General features: G+C 60.9%; 18 protein-coding genes and 1 pseudogene. 7 read left to right on the top strand and 12 right to left on the bottom strand.

The genetic code is table 11. The features are described from left to right. Positions 1–92: 92 nt before the first annotated feature. On the bottom strand, positions 93–398 hold the full coding sequence (locus GVL04_RS22450) for a hypothetical protein (RefSeq protein WP_159708680.1): 306 nt from the start codon (positions 396–398) through the stop codon (positions 93–95). 216 nt (positions 399–614) lie between these two features. Here GVL04_RS22450 and GVL04_RS22445 point away from each other — a divergent pair, with 216 nt between their 5' ends. Continuing rightward, a complete protein-coding gene (locus GVL04_RS22445; RefSeq protein ID WP_200846935.1) occupies positions 615–899 on the top strand; it encodes a DUF1905 domain-containing protein in 285 nt (94 codons plus the stop codon). Positions 900–1,037: 138 nt separating this feature from the next. Here GVL04_RS22445 and GVL04_RS22440 read toward each other — a convergent pair whose 3' ends face one another. Next, positions 1,038–1,616, bottom strand: coding sequence for a dihydrofolate reductase family protein (locus tag GVL04_RS22440; protein ID WP_159708678.1), 579 nt, complete (start codon positions 1,614–1,616; stop codon positions 1,038–1,040). 91 nt (positions 1,617–1,707) lie between these two features. On the opposite strand from GVL04_RS22440, the gene GVL04_RS22435 reads away from it, so the two are divergent. The 3 genes from GVL04_RS22435 to arr are packed head-to-tail and all read left to right on the top strand — an operon-like array spanning position 1,708 to position 2,782. Beyond that, a complete protein-coding gene (locus tag GVL04_RS22435) occupies positions 1,708–1,911 on the top strand; it encodes a hypothetical protein (RefSeq protein WP_159708676.1) in 204 nt (67 codons plus the stop codon). Between the two features lie 8 nt (positions 1,912–1,919). Beyond that, positions 1,920–2,369, top strand: coding sequence for a Clp protease N-terminal domain-containing protein (locus GVL04_RS22430; protein WP_159708674.1), 450 nt, complete (start codon positions 1,920–1,922; stop codon positions 2,367–2,369). A 2-nt stretch (positions 2,370–2,371) separates the two neighbouring features. Then, positions 2,372–2,782: an NAD(+)--rifampin ADP-ribosyltransferase gene (gene arr / locus GVL04_RS22425; protein ID WP_159708672.1), complete on the top strand. Its 411-nt coding sequence runs from the start codon at positions 2,372–2,374 to the stop codon at positions 2,780–2,782. A 12-nt stretch (positions 2,783–2,794) separates the two neighbouring features. Here arr and GVL04_RS22420 read toward each other — a convergent pair whose 3' ends face one another. From GVL04_RS22420 to GVL04_RS22390, 8 genes and pseudogenes are all read right to left on the bottom strand, one after another. Continuing rightward, on the bottom strand, positions 2,795–3,454 hold the full coding sequence (locus GVL04_RS22420; RefSeq protein ID WP_159708670.1) for a DedA family protein: 660 nt from the start codon (positions 3,452–3,454) through the stop codon (positions 2,795–2,797). Positions 3,455–3,571: 117 nt separating this feature from the next. Beyond that, positions 3,572–3,781 (bottom strand): annotated as a pseudogene (locus tag GVL04_RS22415) (PfkB family carbohydrate kinase); the annotation flags it as partial. Next, complete coding sequence (locus tag GVL04_RS24760) at positions 3,766–3,957, bottom strand: hypothetical protein (RefSeq protein WP_235036401.1); 192 nt, start codon at positions 3,955–3,957, stop codon at positions 3,766–3,768. The pseudogene GVL04_RS22415 and the gene GVL04_RS24760, both read right to left, overlap by 16 nt. 124 nt (positions 3,958–4,081) lie before the next feature. Continuing rightward, positions 4,082–5,161: a LacI family DNA-binding transcriptional regulator gene (locus tag GVL04_RS22410; RefSeq protein WP_200846934.1), complete on the bottom strand. Its 1,080-nt coding sequence runs from the start codon at positions 5,159–5,161 to the stop codon at positions 4,082–4,084. Between the two features lie 38 nt (positions 5,162–5,199). Beyond that, positions 5,200–6,102 (bottom strand): carbohydrate ABC transporter permease, encoded by a 903-nt coding sequence (locus GVL04_RS22405; RefSeq protein ID WP_159708668.1) that lies wholly within the window; start codon positions 6,100–6,102, stop codon positions 5,200–5,202. Next, the gene (locus tag GVL04_RS22400) at positions 6,102–6,980 is read right to left on the bottom strand and encodes a carbohydrate ABC transporter permease (protein WP_159708666.1); all 879 of its coding nucleotides are present in this window, start codon (positions 6,978–6,980) and stop codon (positions 6,102–6,104) included. Before GVL04_RS22400 ends, GVL04_RS22405 begins: the two co-directional genes overlap by 1 nt. A gap of 47 nt (positions 6,981–7,027) precedes the next feature. Continuing rightward, positions 7,028–8,365: an ABC transporter substrate-binding protein gene (locus GVL04_RS22395; RefSeq protein ID WP_159708664.1), complete on the bottom strand. Its 1,338-nt coding sequence runs from the start codon at positions 8,363–8,365 to the stop codon at positions 7,028–7,030. A 47-nt stretch (positions 8,366–8,412) separates the two neighbouring features. Beyond that, the gene (locus GVL04_RS22390) at positions 8,413–9,849 is read right to left on the bottom strand and encodes a GH32 C-terminal domain-containing protein (RefSeq protein WP_159708662.1); all 1,437 of its coding nucleotides are present in this window, start codon (positions 9,847–9,849) and stop codon (positions 8,413–8,415) included. A gap of 341 nt (positions 9,850–10,190) precedes the next feature. On the opposite strand from GVL04_RS22390, the gene GVL04_RS22385 reads away from it, so the two are divergent. Beyond that, positions 10,191–11,750: a glycoside hydrolase family 32 protein gene (locus GVL04_RS22385; RefSeq protein ID WP_159708660.1), complete on the top strand. Its 1,560-nt coding sequence runs from the start codon at positions 10,191–10,193 to the stop codon at positions 11,748–11,750. A 143-nt stretch (positions 11,751–11,893) separates the two neighbouring features. Here GVL04_RS22385 and GVL04_RS22380 read toward each other — a convergent pair whose 3' ends face one another. Next, positions 11,894–12,127 carry a hypothetical protein gene (locus GVL04_RS22380; protein WP_235036400.1) on the bottom strand — a complete coding sequence of 78 codons (234 nt, stop codon included), beginning with the start codon at positions 12,125–12,127 and terminating at the stop codon, positions 11,894–11,896. A 156-nt stretch (positions 12,128–12,283) separates the two neighbouring features. Here GVL04_RS22380 and GVL04_RS22375 point away from each other — a divergent pair, with 156 nt between their 5' ends. Both GVL04_RS22375 and GVL04_RS22370 read left to right on the top strand, forming a co-directional pair. Beyond that, complete coding sequence (locus GVL04_RS22375; RefSeq protein WP_159708658.1) at positions 12,284–13,570, top strand: NAD(P)/FAD-dependent oxidoreductase; 1,287 nt, start codon at positions 12,284–12,286, stop codon at positions 13,568–13,570. A 149-nt stretch (positions 13,571–13,719) separates the two neighbouring features. Continuing rightward, entirely contained in the window at positions 13,720–14,181 is a 462-nt protein-coding gene (locus tag GVL04_RS22370) for a GatB/YqeY domain-containing protein (RefSeq protein ID WP_159708656.1), read from the top strand. A 47-nt stretch (positions 14,182–14,228) separates the two neighbouring features. On the opposite strand, the gene GVL04_RS22365 is transcribed toward GVL04_RS22370, so the two are convergent. Beyond that, a complete protein-coding gene (locus GVL04_RS22365) occupies positions 14,229–14,471 on the bottom strand; it encodes a hypothetical protein (RefSeq protein ID WP_159708654.1) in 243 nt (80 codons plus the stop codon). Between the last annotated feature and the right edge of the window lie 51 nt (positions 14,472–14,522).

Here is a 14,522-nt window from a genome sequence, read left to right as displayed (position 1 = left end):
AGAACCCATCCGGTGTTCAGTCAACAGTCCCTCAGGAAAGTCTCAAGACTCCCGCACTGGCAAAATCCTGGTTCTGACTCTCCTCAAACACGTCACTCGGTTCTTCCGTCGAAGAGTCGCTGGCTGACCCTCTGTCGTACCGCAGCTATCAGGGGACGTGTCGCAAGGGCCGCTGAATTCAAGGAACGGAGAAACCTGCTGAAATATCCGATGAATCGTCCTCTGCCACGCCAGTTTTGCGTAAGTTCCCACATGGTTCGGACAGCATGCACAGCGAGGACGACGATGAAAAGTGAGATCACCAGGCCAGCGATTGAGGCGGCCACGATCATCACCCCTGTGATGTGCACCAGGAGCACGGCAGAGATCACAACAGTGTGTGCGTCAAGAAGTTCCATATTCATTTCTCGTTGTGCGTGATGGCGGATCGGTTTGCGCAGGCGACGGAGTCGGATACCTGCGGGTAGGTACATGGTTTGTAGGCGGGTTGTTCCCCCACAACACCAAGCCTCCCTGATTTCAGTTTCGTCTTATCCTAGCGATGAGCGCGCAGCCGTTCGTTGGCAACGCGTCACGGAGCATTGCACTGACCCCAATAAGGATGAGAAGAGAAGATGGCAGAACCACAACCACTGGACATCACCTTCGTTGCCCGGCTCGGCAAAGTCCGATCAGGTGACACTTGGACCTGTGTCCAGCTCCCCGATTCAGCGAAGATCTTTGGAACGCGTGGACTGGTCAAAGTGGCCGGCACCGTAGACGGACACCCATTCACCGGGGCCTTCATGGCGCTGGGAGACGGTACGCATAAACTCCCGGTGGCTGCTCCTGTCCGCAAAGCCATCGGGAAGGACGACGGTGACGCCGTTGAAATTCACCTCACCCAGCGCCTGAACTGACAAAGGGCATCCCGCCTCAGGGCACTTGGAGCAGATCCCAGGGGGTGAGAGCGTGTCATCCGCGAGGCAAGACTTTGTCGTGGCGTCCTTAGCGATTCTGTCATCGCTGAGAATCTCAATGAGTGTGCGGGACTTGCGTCAGCGGTGCAGGGTTGGCCGGTAGATCAGCTCCTGGGTGCGGCCGTCAAGTGTCAGGTTCTCGATCAGTTCGAGGTCGAAGTCCAGTGCACCACGGAAGATCGAGCCCATTCCGGTTTGGCCAGTGATCACGGGGAAGATGGTGACCTGAACCCGGTCAACCAGGCCGGCGGCCATCAGTGCCCGGTTCATTGCGAGGCTTCCGTGGGAGCGCAACGGCACGTCAGATTCCTCCTTGAGCCTGGCTATGACGTCCACTGCGTCGCCGCTCACGAGGGTCGCGTCCGCCCAGTCCAGAGGCCCTTGAAGGGTGGTGGACACCACCGTGGCCGGGAGGTTGATCATCCGGGTGACCCATGGATCCCGGACTTCCGACTCCTCACTGCTGGAGGAAAGCATCTCGACGAATGCCCGGTATGTGGTGGCTCCGAAGACCATCCGTTGGTCCTGGCTGTACTGGGCGAGGCGGCGCTCAAGCAGTTCGGGCCCCTGCTTGCCCCAGTAGCCGGTCCAATTGCCGCTCGCGGCACCAAAGCCGTCGAGACTGGAAAATACGTCGAACGTGTAGGTCGCTGACATGGTGCTCAGCCTAGTCAGCCCTGAGACGGTGCCACAAGGGTTTGTCAGCCTGCGTTGACAAATGAAGCTGTGTCAGTCTAGCCTGACAGGTATGAACGCTGATGAACTCTCCGAGCAGATTCGTTCGACGAGCCCCGCTATCGGCTTACGCGCGGTGGGAGCTCTTCACCGCCTGGCCGAACAGGTCGAAGCAGTCCACGTCGGGGCGGCCCGCGAACAGGGTTGGACGTGGGAGCAGATCGGTGACGCCTTGGGCGTTTCACGACAATCGATACACGCTAAATACCGGGAATGAGTTGAGCCATGTTTGAACAATTTGCCCATGACACCCGAAGGATCGTTGGGTGCGCCATGGAAGAGGCCCGAAGCCGGGGCGACAAACGAATGGGAACGGAGCACCTCCTTCTGGGTGCACTTCATGAACCGGGCCCGGCGGCGGTCCTGGGGGTCACTCTGGAGGACGCCCAAACGGCAGCTTCGCGGCTGGACGCCACTGCCCTGAAGGCCATCGGACTCGAAACCAAGGACCTCAAGCGTGCCACCATGCCAACCAAGGGGAGGAAGCCACCGTTCAGTTCGGGGGCCAAAGAGGCCATGGCCAGTATGCTCAAGCATGCCGTGGATCAAAAGTCCCGACAGATCACCGCCGCCAACCTCCTCGAAGCGCTCCTGGAGCGCGGAGAACATGACCCCGTATCGGCACTCTTCGACGAACTTCACATCGACCGTTCGGCCGTGCGGAAGAGGCTGTAGCTGTGAACCAACCGCTGGACGAAGGACCGTTCTTTCACGGAACGAAGGCCAATCTTCGGGAAGGTGATCTCCTGGGCGCAGGGTTCAGGTCTAACTACCGTCCCGAAGTCGTGATGAACCACATCTATTTCACGGCTCTTCGAGATGGTGCGGGACTCGCTGCCGAACTCGCCGCCGGCGACGCTGAGCCGCGCGTCTACGCCGTCGAGCCGACCGGGCCCTTCGAAAACGACCCGAACGTAACCGACAAGAAGTTTCCCGGCAATCCCACCCGGTCATATCGCAGCAGCGCACCACTCAGGGTCATTGGCGAAGTCACCGACTGGACACGGCTGGCGCCCGAGGCGCTGCAGGCGTGGAAGGAACGCTTGGCAACACTCCTGGCCGACGAGCGCGGTGAAATTATCAATTAGGGCGGTTCTGCCCTACTTGGCGCTTTCCTTGCCTCGTCGAACCTTGCGGACAATGAGCCATGCCACGAAAGCGGCCACACCCGAGTACACGGCGTAATTCAGGAATCGTGAGTACTGGTCTACAAGGTGGTATTGCTTGCCAAGCAACGCGCCCAGGCCAATGAGCAGGGCGTTCCACACCCCGGTCCCGGCAATCGTGAAGATGCTGAAGGTCATCAGGTTCATGCGTTCGGCGCCCGCCGGGAGGGAAATGAGGCTGCGTACGCCGGGCAAAAGCCTACCGAAGAAGATCGCGGACTTGCCGTGACGTTCGAACCATTCTGCGGCTTTCTCGAAATCCCCGCGATCAACCAGCGGAAGTTTCGACAACAAGTTGATGGACCGTTCCAGCCCTACTTTGTATCCCAGCCAATACAACAACAGTGCTCCTGCGTACGCCCCAAGGGTGCTGGTGAGGAATACCAGGAACAGGCTGATGCTGCCTTGCTGGGTAAGGAATCCGGCCAGGGGGAGGATGACCTCGCTGGGAATTGGGGGAAAGATTGTCTCCAGCAGCGTCAGCAAGCCCACACCCCATTCGCCGAGGGCTTCGATAACCTGCGCTGCCACGCCCACGATTCCGGTCAGCTCGTCAGTGGACCCGGTTGTTTCCAAGGAGCCGATCAAAAGCATTGTCCTTCCCCAAGGGTTGGCAGATTAACCAGGTTAACAAGGGAAGCCCAGTGATGGGGGACCACTGGGCTTCCACCCACAACGCTATTCCCATGGGAGCTTGCGGGCAATGAGCAGTTATCCGTGCAGCTCCTCCAACGTCGGGGGTTGGGCGCCTGGCCGGCGCACCGTGATGGCCGCTGCTTTCGATGCCATGCCGCCAAGCGACTCGATTACGGACGGGGTGAAACCGTCCATTTCACGCATCAGCAGTCCGTAAATCAGGGCAGCCATGTACGAGTCGCCGGCGCCAATGGTGTCGGCTACCTCCGTCACGACAGGCGGGATCTCCCTCCGGGTGCCTGCCGCCCCAGTCCGTAGGCGACGTTCGCGGGTGAACCTCCCGGGTGCTCGACGCTGCCTGAAGCGGAGACGACGATGTCTACGAGCGATTCGCCGACCACCATCACCTCAGCTGCCTGGGTGCGGTCATAGGAGAAGGTGTTGGACTTGAAGGGCATCATGTGGTCCTCGGTCCGTCGACCATCCGGACATGAGGGCGGAGCCCTGTATCCCGCATGATGGCGGACTGGGTAGGGGGGGGGTATGGGGTGGCTTCTGCCGGTCAGGCAGCCGGGCAACGGGACGCTAAGCCGGTGAGTGCACTGCCACGGACGCGCGCTCAACCGGCGGGCATGCGATCTTCACGGCTGACTCAAGGGGCGCGGCGTCGAGGCCTAAGAGCATGCGCACGCCCGCGGCGCCCAGTTCGTAATGAGGCAGTGACACAGTGGACAGCGGCGGCCGGAGATGGGCGGCAATAACTTCCTGGTTATCGAAACCCACCACGGCAATGTCGTCCGGAATGGAGAGCCCGTTTTCCCGCAGGCCATCGTAAAGTCCCATGGCCATGCGGTCGTTGTAGCAGTACACCGCACCAACCTCGAGCTTGAGCAGCTGGCCGGTGGCGCCGTAGCCGCCTTCCTGATCCGGGTAGGCTTCCAGCACGAGCGCGGGATCGAAAGGAATTCCCGCGGCTTCGAGTGCGTCCTTGTATCCCTGGAGTCGGCCGTCCCGGGCCGGTGCCGGGGTGGTGGCATTAATGAAGGCGATACGACGGTGGCCGCCGCGGAGGAGGATTTCCGTGGCAGACTGCCCGCCCTGTGTTTCGTCCGGGACCACGGCCCTGGCAGCTCCGGCCTCCGGGGAGAAACAGTTGACCAGGACAAAGTCCGATTCCCGAAGGGTTTCCGGGATGTCGGTGGGGCGGTGGAACCAGGTGGAGTACAGGATGCCGCGTACTTTGTATTCCAACATCATGGCAATCGCGTCTTTTTCGAGCTCTCGGTTCCCCTCGGTGTTCGCGATCAGCAGCGCGTAGCCATGTTTCCATGCTTCGTCCTGGGCCCCATGGATGATTTGGCCGGCGAACGGCGTAGTGGCTACGCCGTCGGCAACCAGTCCTATGAATTTGGACGTGCCGCTCACCAACGTTTTGGCCATGGCATTGGGACGGTATCCCAGTTGGGTGATCGCCTCGGTGACGCGTTGACGGGTTTCGTCGGCAATGCGGGCGTTTTTCTTCTTGTTGATCACCAGGGAGACCGTGGCGGTGGAGACGCCCGCCAGTTCAGCGACTTCGCGGAGGGTCACGGGATGGACGTGGGTTCTTTTGACAGGAACGCCCGGTGTGGCCGCGTTGCCTGACTCTCTCTCCTGCGAAATCATCTGTCCTCCATCAGGAGTATATCCGTCTGCCATGGCCGTCATCCCTTGTTCGCTCCGCTCTCAAGGCCTTGGATCATGGCCTTGTTAAGGACCAGGAACACCAGCAACAGCGGTGTGATGGTCACGCAGACGGCGGCGAAAGTTGCCGTCCAATCGACCTTGCCCATGGCACCGATGTAGTTCTGCAGGCCCAGCGGGATGGTCTTGAGGTCTTCGGAAAGAACGAAAGTATTGGCGAAGATGAAGTCATTCCAGATGAAGATGCTGTTCACCAACACCACGGTGACCACGGTGTTGAGGGACAGCGGCAGCGTGATCAGGCCAAAGATCCTGTACGGGCCAGCCCCATCCAGTGATGCTGCCTCGTAGGTTTCCCGCGGAATGTATTCAAAGAAGGACGAAAAAAGGTAGATGGACATCGGCAGGGCGAAACCGGCCAGCGGAATGATCATCGACTGGTAGGTGTCCAGCAGGTTTACGGCGGAGTAGTCGATGAACAGGGGGACCAAGGCGATCTGGACGGGAACAATGATCCCGATCAGGAAGAGGCCGCGGACCAATTTGCTGAGGCGGAAGCCAAGGACCTGGATGGCGTAGGCGGCCATCATGCCGAACAAGACAATGAGGATGTTGGCGCCCATGGTGACGATGAAACTGTTCAGGATGTTCCGTCCCAGGTCACCGGTTTCGAAGGCTCTGGCGTAGTTCTCCCAGGTCAAGGAGCTGGGAAGCGCGAACGGATCGCCCGTGGCAAAGTCGTGTTCTGTCCGCAGGCTCGTCACGAACAGCCAGGCGAGCGGGTAGACCTGGACGATCACGATGAGCATGATCAGGACCCGCGAGAGCGTTCGGTACAAACTTGGCTTCCGCCGCCGTCGCTGATGAACCGGGGAAGACGGAGCCGATGCGCGCGGAGTAGCCGGTGCTGTCTGGGTGATCATTAATCTGCCTTCCGCTTGAGCATGAACAAGATAAGGCCGACGGCGACGAGGCACTCGATCACGATGAAGACGGAGATGGTGCTTGCGTAGCCAAAGTCCGTGCTGGTGAAGGCTGTCTTGTACATATAGGTAGTGAGCAGCTCGGAGGATTGTCCCGGGCCGCCGTTGGTCATGAGGTAGGGGATGTCGAATCCTCGCAAGCCGTACGTGGTGGCCATGATGGTGGTGGTAATCCAGACGGGTCGTATGTAGGGGAAGCGGATTTTGGTGAAGAGTGTCCACTTCGAAGCGCCGTCCAGGACCGCGGCTTCTTCGAGTTCCTTGGGCACTGCGATCAGTGCCGCGTAAATGATGAGCATGTAGAGCCCCGTGAACCGCCATCCTTCCGGGGCGGATACTGCGGCCAGGACGGTGTTGACGTCGGACAACCAGGCCCGCTCAAAGGAACCCAGCCCCACCCAGTGGAGCAGTTGGTTCAGGAGCCCGACCGGGTCAATGGAGTAGATGCGGAGAAAGAGGAACGCAATGGCGACGGTGGAGATCACGGCGGGCAGCAAATACAGGGTCTTGATCAGTTCACGTCCCCGGCGCAGGGAAGTGAGCAGGCTGGCGACAACCAGTGCACCGCCGAGTTGCAGGACCAAGCAAATGGCCAGGTAGATGAGGGCGTTGAAGAAGGAGCGCCAGAAGATGTCATCAGCCGTCAGCATTCGGACGTAGTTGGCAAGACCTACGAACTCCATGTCGCTGATGCCGTTCCAGGAGAAGAAGCTCAGGAACAGGGATTGAAGAATCGGGAAGAGGACAGCTGCGCAGTAAAGCAGCAGGGGCGGGAGCAGGAAGACCAGGACTGAGGTCCTTGACCTGTTGGGAAGCATGGTGGGCCTTTCGGGCGGGGGTCCTGGCGGACCCCCGCCGCTTCGGTTTACTTGAAGAACTTGGGCGCGTTCTGCTTGATGGCGTCGTCCATGGTCTTGGTGAACTGTTCGGGCGTGATGTTGCCTTGGACCAGGAGGACGAGCTCTTGTTGCAGGCGGCCGTTGGTGGTGGGATCCAGCTGGGTGTCCCACGGCATGGCTTGCTTTTCCCCGAGCGTGTTGGCCGTTTCGAGGGCCTTCTTATACAGCGGGGTGGCGTTCGCGGGGACGGTCGTCTGCACATTGGTGGTGGGAGAGAGCGCTCCGGTGGCCGCGTATTCTGCCGGATACTTCTCCAAAGCAAACTTCAGGAAGTCGCTGACCAGCGGATCGTACGTCTTGGAGTTCACTGCCATGCCGATGCCGGAGGGTGAGACGAACTCGTTGGCCGCCGTGACGGAACCCGACGTCGTGGGAAGGGTGAAGAAGTCGATGTCGTCCCGGACATCGGCGTTGAGCTTGTCTGTGGCGAGGCTGGGCAGCTCCCACGTGCCGATGTTGTACATCGCGGCCTGGCCGGAGGTGAACTGGTTCTGCGCGTCCGAGTAGCCTTGCGCAGAGAAACCATCCTGGAAGCACTTGGCCTTACCGAGTTCAGCCATCCACTGAACAGTCTTTTGGCCCGCAGGATCGCTGAACGCAGCCTCGCCCTTCTTCAGTTTCTGGACGAAGTCGGGCCCAGCGGCCCGGAACGGCTGGTACGCGACGTAGCGTTCCAGCGGCCACTGGTCCTGCCCGTCGATGGCGATCGGCGAAATTCCGGCGCTGCGCAAGGCGGTGCACATCGCGGGGACGTCGTCCAGGGACTCAGGTACAGACACGCCGGCCTTTTCCAGCAGGGCCTTGTTGTACCAGATGAATTCCAGCTCGAACTGGAACGGGATCATGAACAGCGAACCGTCGTCGAAGCGTTGGTAGTCCAGGGCGCCGGGCCGGTAGTCGTCATAGAGGTCCAGCGACTTCAGCAGCTTGTCGGCATCCACCATCTTGCCTTGCTTCGCCAACTGCTGGGCGAAGGGGGTGGCATCCGTGTCAAACAGCTCGGGGAGTTTGTTGGCCGCGGCCAGGGTTTCGAGTTTCTGGATGTAGGAGGGACGGTCCGGGGTGGTGATGAGGTTCAGTGCGAAGCCCGGGTGGTCCTTGGCGTAGTCGTCTGCGAGCTTCTTCATGATGTTGATGACGGCTCCGTCGGCGGGCCTGGAGAGGAGCCACGATATTTCGCGGGGTTTGATTTCCCCGGTGGGGCTGACGTTGGCGGGGTCGCTGGTGCTTCCTCCGCCGCCGCAGGCTGTCAAAGCCAGGGCTGCGACGGCTGCGAGGGCGGCAGCACGGAGTAGTTTCTTCATTGCGGCAATCTCCCTTGATTGGAACAGAGGTTGGGGTTGGGGGATGTTCAGTTGTCGGTGCGTTGACGTATCTCGAGGTCGGTGACAGTGACGCTTCCTTCGCCGGCGAAGACGCCGATCCGTCCGGCAGTGAGGTCGTAAATCCTGGCGCTGAGCGCCACCTGGCGGTCGACGACGGCGACGCACGTGTCGCCGTCGACGATGACTTCAAGGGTGTGCGCGCCCGGGGTGAGGTCGCAGGGCCGTTCCAGTTCGACGTCGAACGGCACGTCACCGGAGACGTGCCACTGCGCATCGCCGGTGATGGCGCGCGGCCAGCGGTCGAAGACGAGCCTGCCGCGCTTGGGTTCCAGACGCAGGACGTAAGAATGGTCGCCGTCGTGGCTTGAACGGAGCAGCAGCCCGCACTCGGTGGTGTTGGCCGCGATGTCCAGCACCGCCTTGGCGTAGAACTGAGGCGGCAGTTCCTCCTCGGAGATCAGGGCGGTGTACCCGTCCGGCACGGCCAGCCGGGCCGGCAACGCGCTGGTCAGGGATACCGGAACGTCGTCCCAGAAGCTCTCCACCAGCTCATCCGCGAAGGAGAAAGCGAGTGTCCCGTTGGGGTTTTGGCGGGCTTCCAGCACAGACATGGTGCCCGCCCACTGCCACGGCCCTTGATCGCGGTTACCTTCCTTGGTGGCGATCCATCCGAAGAAGAATCGTCGCCCGTCCCGCTCGGCGGACTTTGACGCGTAGAAGGCGCGCCCGTCGATGCTGTCCAGATCCGGCACGATCCATGGCCCATCAGGGCTCTTGGCCATTCGATAGCGGGTGGTGAACGATTCCGAGAACTCGGAGTACACCATGTACCACCAGTCACCCCAGGCGAAAACGTCCGGGCATTCATGGGTGATGTAGCGGCGTGGATCCCAGAAGGGCTCGGTGTACTGCCAGGTCATCAGATCACTGGACACACACTGGGCGATGACGCCGCGGCGGCGTTCCGGACCGGTGGAATGCCGCGCTGCCAACAGCATCCGCCACTGGTTCTTGCTGTCATCCCGAAACACGAAGGGATCCCGCCAGTCACCGGACTCGTAGCCGTCCGGAGCGCCGAAAGTCAGTTCCGGGTGCTTCTGCCAGGTCCGCATGCCATCGGTGCTCGTTGCGTGCATGACCAACTGGAGCGGCGCGCCGTCGGTCCCGAGGTTCCGGGGGTTCTGGCCCGTGTAGAAAAGGTGGTGGATGCCGGATCCGTCCGCGACGACACTGCCGGTGTATGCATTGAAGTCCAGGTCGGTTTCGCTGCCGTGGTGCAGGGAGACGCCATGGTTCTCAAACTGAGTGAGGTCCTTGGTGGTGACGAGGTTCCATGAGGTTCCGGGCTTTGGGTCCGAGCGGTCTTCGTGAAGGTAGAAGAGCCAGAACTCTCCGTCCTTCTCGAAGGGGATAAGGTCCCCAACCCATCCGTCGGAGGGTTGGAAGAAGACTGAGCGTTTCATCTGCGCTGATGTCCATTCTGCTAAAGCGTTTGATCACTCGTAAGTTAGCGCGAAAACCAGGAGTGTTCAAGCGTTTTAGCAAAATTCATTTTCCGCCAAAATTGACGTGCTAAAACGCTTGACCGGCGCACCGCCTGCCACTAATGTCCTGCGTAGCCGATGACTCACCGGACCGCTCGATGCTGAACCGTACGGACCAGGCGATCAGTACCGATCCAGCTCTCCCAATGACGTGCAGCATCAGGCTGCCCGTACCCCCGGCTGCACCACGCGCGTCCACTACCGCCGAAATGACGTTTGGCGCGCCGTCGTGCCTGCCAAACCCTGAGAGGAACGAATCAATGACGCATGACATCTCTCGACGCACAGCCCTGCAAGGCGCAGGAGTTGGTGCCCTGGCACTGTTGATGACCAGTGCCGTCCCCGTAGCAGCGCACGCCCAGGCATCCCAGCGTGCGGTCTACCACATGACTCCGCCATCGGGCTGGCTTTGTGATCCGCAGCGTCCCGTTCATACCAATGGCGCGTACCAGCTCTATTACCTGCACTCCGGCCAGAACAACGGACCGGGCGGATGGGACCACGCGACCACCAGTGACGGCGTGTCCTTCACCCATCACGGCGTGGTGATGCCCCTGCAACCCGACTTTCCCGTGTGGTCGGGATCGGCCGTGGTGGACACCGCCAACACCGCCGGCTTCGGTGCCGGCGCCGTGATCGCGCTCGCCACCCAGCCCACGGATGGCGTCCGGAAATTCCAGGAACAGTATCTTTACTGGTCCACCGACGGCGGCTACACCTTTACCGCATTGCCTGACCCGGTCATTGTGAACACTGACGGACGAACGGCCACCACCCCGGCAGAAATAGAGAACGCTGAATGGTTCCGTGATCCCAAGATCCACTGGGACGCGACGCGGAACGAGTGGGTCTGTGTCATCGGCCGTGCCCGCTACGCAGCCTTCTACACGTCGCCTAACCTGAGGGACTGGCAATGGAAGTCCAACTTCGACTATCCAAACCACGCGCTGGGCGGAATCGAGTGTCCGGATCTGTTCGAGATGACCGCCGGTGATGGAACCCGGCATTGGGTGTTCGGCGCGAGCATGGACGCCTACAGCGTCGGCCTGCCGATGACCTTCGCCTACTGGACAGGTGGATGGAACGGCACGGCGTTCATTGCGGACAACCTCACACCACAGTGGCTCGACTGGGGATGGGACTGGTACGCCGCCGTGACGTGGCCGGCCGTTGAAGCGCCTGAGACGAAACGCCTTGCCACTGCATGGATGAACAATTGGAAGTACGCTGCGCGCGATGTACCCACTGACGCTTCCGACGGCTACAACTGGCAGAATTCCATCACGCGTGAGCTCAGGCTTGAGCGCCAATCCGGCGGCTGGTACACCTTGCTCAGCGCCCCCGTGCCGGCCCTTTCCAACTACGTCACGTCCACCACCACCCTTCCGGATCGCAGTGTCAACGGCAGCTTCGTGCTGCCATGGGGCGGGCGGGCATATGAGTTGGAGCTCGATATCTCGTGGGACACGGCCGCGAACGTTGGGGTATCGGTGGGCCGCTCGCCGGATGGATCACGCCACACCAACATCGGGAAGTACGGTGCTGAACTGTACGTCGACCGCGCCCCCTCGGACCAAAGCGGCTACGCGCTGGCACCGTACACGCGCGCTGCAGCACCCATCGACGCCAACGCGCGCTCTGTTCACCTGCGCATTTTCGTTGATACCCAAAGTGTTGAGGTGTTTGTGGACTCCGGGCACACGGTGGTTTCCCAGCAGGTGCATTTCGCAGACGGCGACACAGGGATTTCCCTCTATGCCGATGGCGGCCCGGCCAACTTCACCGGAATCACTATCCGCGAGTTCGGGAACCCCATTTAGGGGCCGTCTACCAAGGCTGAAAGCACGACGGCGACGCTCCAGCGGGCGGACGCGTCGCCGTCGTTGGTCCATGACAAGAGGAACGGTCATACGAGACTGATGGCATGTACAGGAACGGCCCTCTTCATCGGACGGGGCTGAGCCTAAGCCACGGCCGCAGGCACCACACGGCGGCCGCGAGGAATCAACAAAACCAAAGCGAGGGCCAGGAGTGCCACCCCGCTGAACAGATAGAGCAAGCCACCCCACGGAGCGTGATCCCCACCGGAAATGAAGAACGCATCAGCCAATGCCATACCCGCGGAAAAGGATGCGTACCAGTGTGCAGGTGCTACGAGCCCCAGAATCAGGAGGTCGAGGACAACAACGGTCTTCATGGTCTAAATCGACCGGGACAGAGTCGCCAACAACACGAGCGCACTGAGTACCACGCCACACTACCCATTGCGTACCCACCGGTCCCAAGAATAAACGCACGACGCCGATCACGGACCCCCTGTCGCCCGGCCCCTTCGTTGAAGTAAGTTGCTCGCATGGAGGACTCATACCAAGTCATCATCGTCGGTGCCGGATTTGCGGGAGTTGCAGCAGCCAAAGAACTTGGCCGCAAGGGCGTGCGCGTCTTGCTGATCGACTCAAACAACTACCACCAGTTCCAGCCACTTCTTTATCAGGTGGCCACGTCCCAGATCGGGGTCTCCGCGATCGCCAGGCCACTCCGATCCGTGTTCCGTCGTTTCAAGACGGTCAAGGTCCTGACCGCCAAGGTGGACTCCGTCAATGCGGGAGAACGAGCGGTCACAACTGCTGATGGCCAAACCATGCGCGCGGAAATCCTGGTTATAGCTGTCGGGGCCGTCCCGAACTTCTTCAACACCCCTGGGGCGGAAGAGCTGGCTTTCCCGCTGTACTCCGTCACCGACGCCACCCGGCTCGGCACAGGCCTTACCCGGTTGCTGGACCAGGCAGACAGAAAGCCCGACGGTTCCGTGGATGTAGTAGTGGTCGGAGGCGGCCCCACTGGGGTTGAAACCGCCGGGGCAATGGCCGAGAACGTCAAGTACGTGGTTCGCAAATATTTCTCGCCGGAGCTTGCGGCGCGCTGCCGTGTGCACCTCGTGGACATGGTTCCCAGCGTGTTGACTATGTTCTCCTCAAAATCCCAGAACTATGCAACAGAGCATTTGAAGAAGGTGGGGGTCCAACTTCACATGGGAGTTGGTGTTACCGAGGTCCGCGAGGACGGAGTGACCTTGGCCGATGGGAGTTCCGTACCTGGACAGATCGTGGTGTGGGCCGGAGGCTTGAAAGCGGGCGATCTTATTGCCGGCTCTGGGCTGACTCAGGGGAGAGGGGGCCGCATTGACGTTGATACGGACCTGACCGCTCCGGATGTGGAGGGCGTGTACGTCGTCGGGGATTGCGCCAACATCGCCGACTCCACAGGTGCGAAGTTGCCGCAGCTGGGGTCGGTGGCTCAACAGGCAGGTAAGTGGGCCGCATCAAACATCCTTGCGGATCTCCAGGGTGGGACCCGTACCCCGTTCCGGTACGTCGACAAGGGGTACATGGCGATGGTCGGCAGGGGTGCCGCCGTGGCGGAGCTCGGCCGCAAACGGATCCAGTTGCAGGGCGTTTTTGCTTTCCTGTCATGGCTGTTGGTACATCTGGCCCTGCTGTCGGGTTTGCAACAAAAGATCCGCGCCTTGTTCTCGTGGCTTAACGGATACATCCTTCACAGCCCCGCTCAGGTGGTGGTCAGTGGGCCCATCGAAAAGGAACCACCCGAGCAGGGTCCGCCGCCGGCGTCAGTGACTTAAGCCGCGAACGGTGTCGTAAGCAGTTTTCAGCATCCCGAACAGCAGGGAGCCATGATGCCATGCCCTTCGGAGCCTCAACGTGCGGCGGGAGGACTTCTTAAGTGCGCGAGCTGGGAAGATAGCAGTAGGAATCCCGAACAAGGAGCATCATGACCCTCAAAGAACGCCTGAAGGCCGACGTCGTCGATCACATGAAGGCTGGAAACAAGATCGCGCTGACCACTGTGCGCAACGTGTTGGGCGAGATCACCACCCGCGAGAAATCAGGCAAAACTCCTGTGGAACTCGATGACACGCAAGTGACTTCATTGTTGCAGAAGGAAGCTGCAAAGCGCCGGGATACTGCCCGCATCTACACCGAGGCCGGCGAATCAGACCGGGCTGCAGCCGAGGTGGCAGAAGCGGAGATCATCGAGGCGTACCTTCCCAAGGCACTCACCCGTGAAGAAGTGGAGTCCATCGTTGACGAAGCCATCGACGCACTGAAGGCCGACGGCCAGGAACTTTCCATGCGTTCCATCGGGGCGGTCATGAAGCCTGTCACCGCCAAGGTTGCCGGGCGGTTCGACGGCAAGACCGTCAGCGAAATTGTGCGCGGACGGTTGGCCTAGAGAGCAGCGCGTAGACCTCGAAAGGCATTGCCGGTAGAGCCGGCGGGTCAGTGCTTGGCGGCCGTTCGTGCCATGAGGGCCCGGAGATCGTCGGCCACCTTGGCTACTTCGCGTTGCCGGGCGTTTCGGGTGGGCCTTGATCCATGGCCCGCGGGCCTGGTTTCGGAGGGAGTGGCGCGGAGCTGCGGATCGCGACGGAACGCTGCGTCGCGTCCAATCTTGGGATCACGCACTGGGGCGTCAACGCTGACGGAGCCCTGCAGGGGATCGTGGAAGAGCGGAAGGTCCATGGTCACTGATCCTGACACATCCGCCCACCCTATGATATGGACATTTGCCTA

The sequence above is a fragment of the Arthrobacter sp. 18067 genome (assembly GCF_902706295.1).
GTDB lineage: Bacteria > Actinomycetota > Actinomycetes > Actinomycetales > Micrococcaceae > Arthrobacter.
This window is presented reverse-complemented; position numbering and strand designations above follow the sequence as displayed.

Coding starts and splice junctions, on each gene's coding strand:
- GVL04_RS22450 (WP_159708680.1), bottom strand. CDS start 398: ATGGAACTTCTTGACGCACACACTGTTGTGATCTCTGCCGTGCTCCTG.
- GVL04_RS22445 (WP_200846935.1), top strand. CDS start 615: ATGGCAGAACCACAACCACTGGACATCACCTTCGTTGCCCGGCTCGGC.
- GVL04_RS22440 (WP_159708678.1), bottom strand. CDS start 1,616: ATGTCAGCGACCTACACGTTCGACGTATTTTCCAGTCTCGACGGCTTT.
- GVL04_RS22435 (WP_159708676.1), top strand. CDS start 1,708: ATGAACGCTGATGAACTCTCCGAGCAGATTCGTTCGACGAGCCCCGCT.
- GVL04_RS22430 (WP_159708674.1), top strand. CDS start 1,920: ATGTTTGAACAATTTGCCCATGACACCCGAAGGATCGTTGGGTGCGCC.
- GVL04_RS22420 (WP_159708670.1), bottom strand. CDS start 3,454: ATGCTTTTGATCGGCTCCTTGGAAACAACCGGGTCCACTGACGAGCTG.
- GVL04_RS24760 (WP_235036401.1), bottom strand. CDS start 3,957: ATGATGCCCTTCAAGTCCAACACCTTCTCCTATGACCGCACCCAGGCA.
- GVL04_RS22410 (WP_200846934.1), bottom strand. CDS start 5,161: ATGATTTCGCAGGAGAGAGAGTCAGGCAACGCGGCCACACCGGGCGTT.
- GVL04_RS22405 (WP_159708668.1), bottom strand. CDS start 6,102: ATGATCACCCAGACAGCACCGGCTACTCCGCGCGCATCGGCTCCGTCT.
- GVL04_RS22400 (WP_159708666.1), bottom strand. CDS start 6,980: ATGCTTCCCAACAGGTCAAGGACCTCAGTCCTGGTCTTCCTGCTCCCG.
- GVL04_RS22395 (WP_159708664.1), bottom strand. CDS start 8,365: ATGAAGAAACTACTCCGTGCTGCCGCCCTCGCAGCCGTCGCAGCCCTG.
- GVL04_RS22390 (WP_159708662.1), bottom strand. CDS start 9,849: ATGAAACGCTCAGTCTTCTTCCAACCCTCCGACGGATGGGTTGGGGAC.
- GVL04_RS22385 (WP_159708660.1), top strand. CDS start 10,191: ATGACGCATGACATCTCTCGACGCACAGCCCTGCAAGGCGCAGGAGTT.
- GVL04_RS22380 (WP_235036400.1), bottom strand. CDS start 12,127: ATGAAGACCGTTGTTGTCCTCGACCTCCTGATTCTGGGGCTCGTAGCA.
- GVL04_RS22375 (WP_159708658.1), top strand. CDS start 12,284: ATGGAGGACTCATACCAAGTCATCATCGTCGGTGCCGGATTTGCGGGA.
- GVL04_RS22370 (WP_159708656.1), top strand. CDS start 13,720: ATGACCCTCAAAGAACGCCTGAAGGCCGACGTCGTCGATCACATGAAG.
- GVL04_RS22365 (WP_159708654.1), bottom strand. CDS start 14,471: ATGGACCTTCCGCTCTTCCACGATCCCCTGCAGGGCTCCGTCAGCGTT.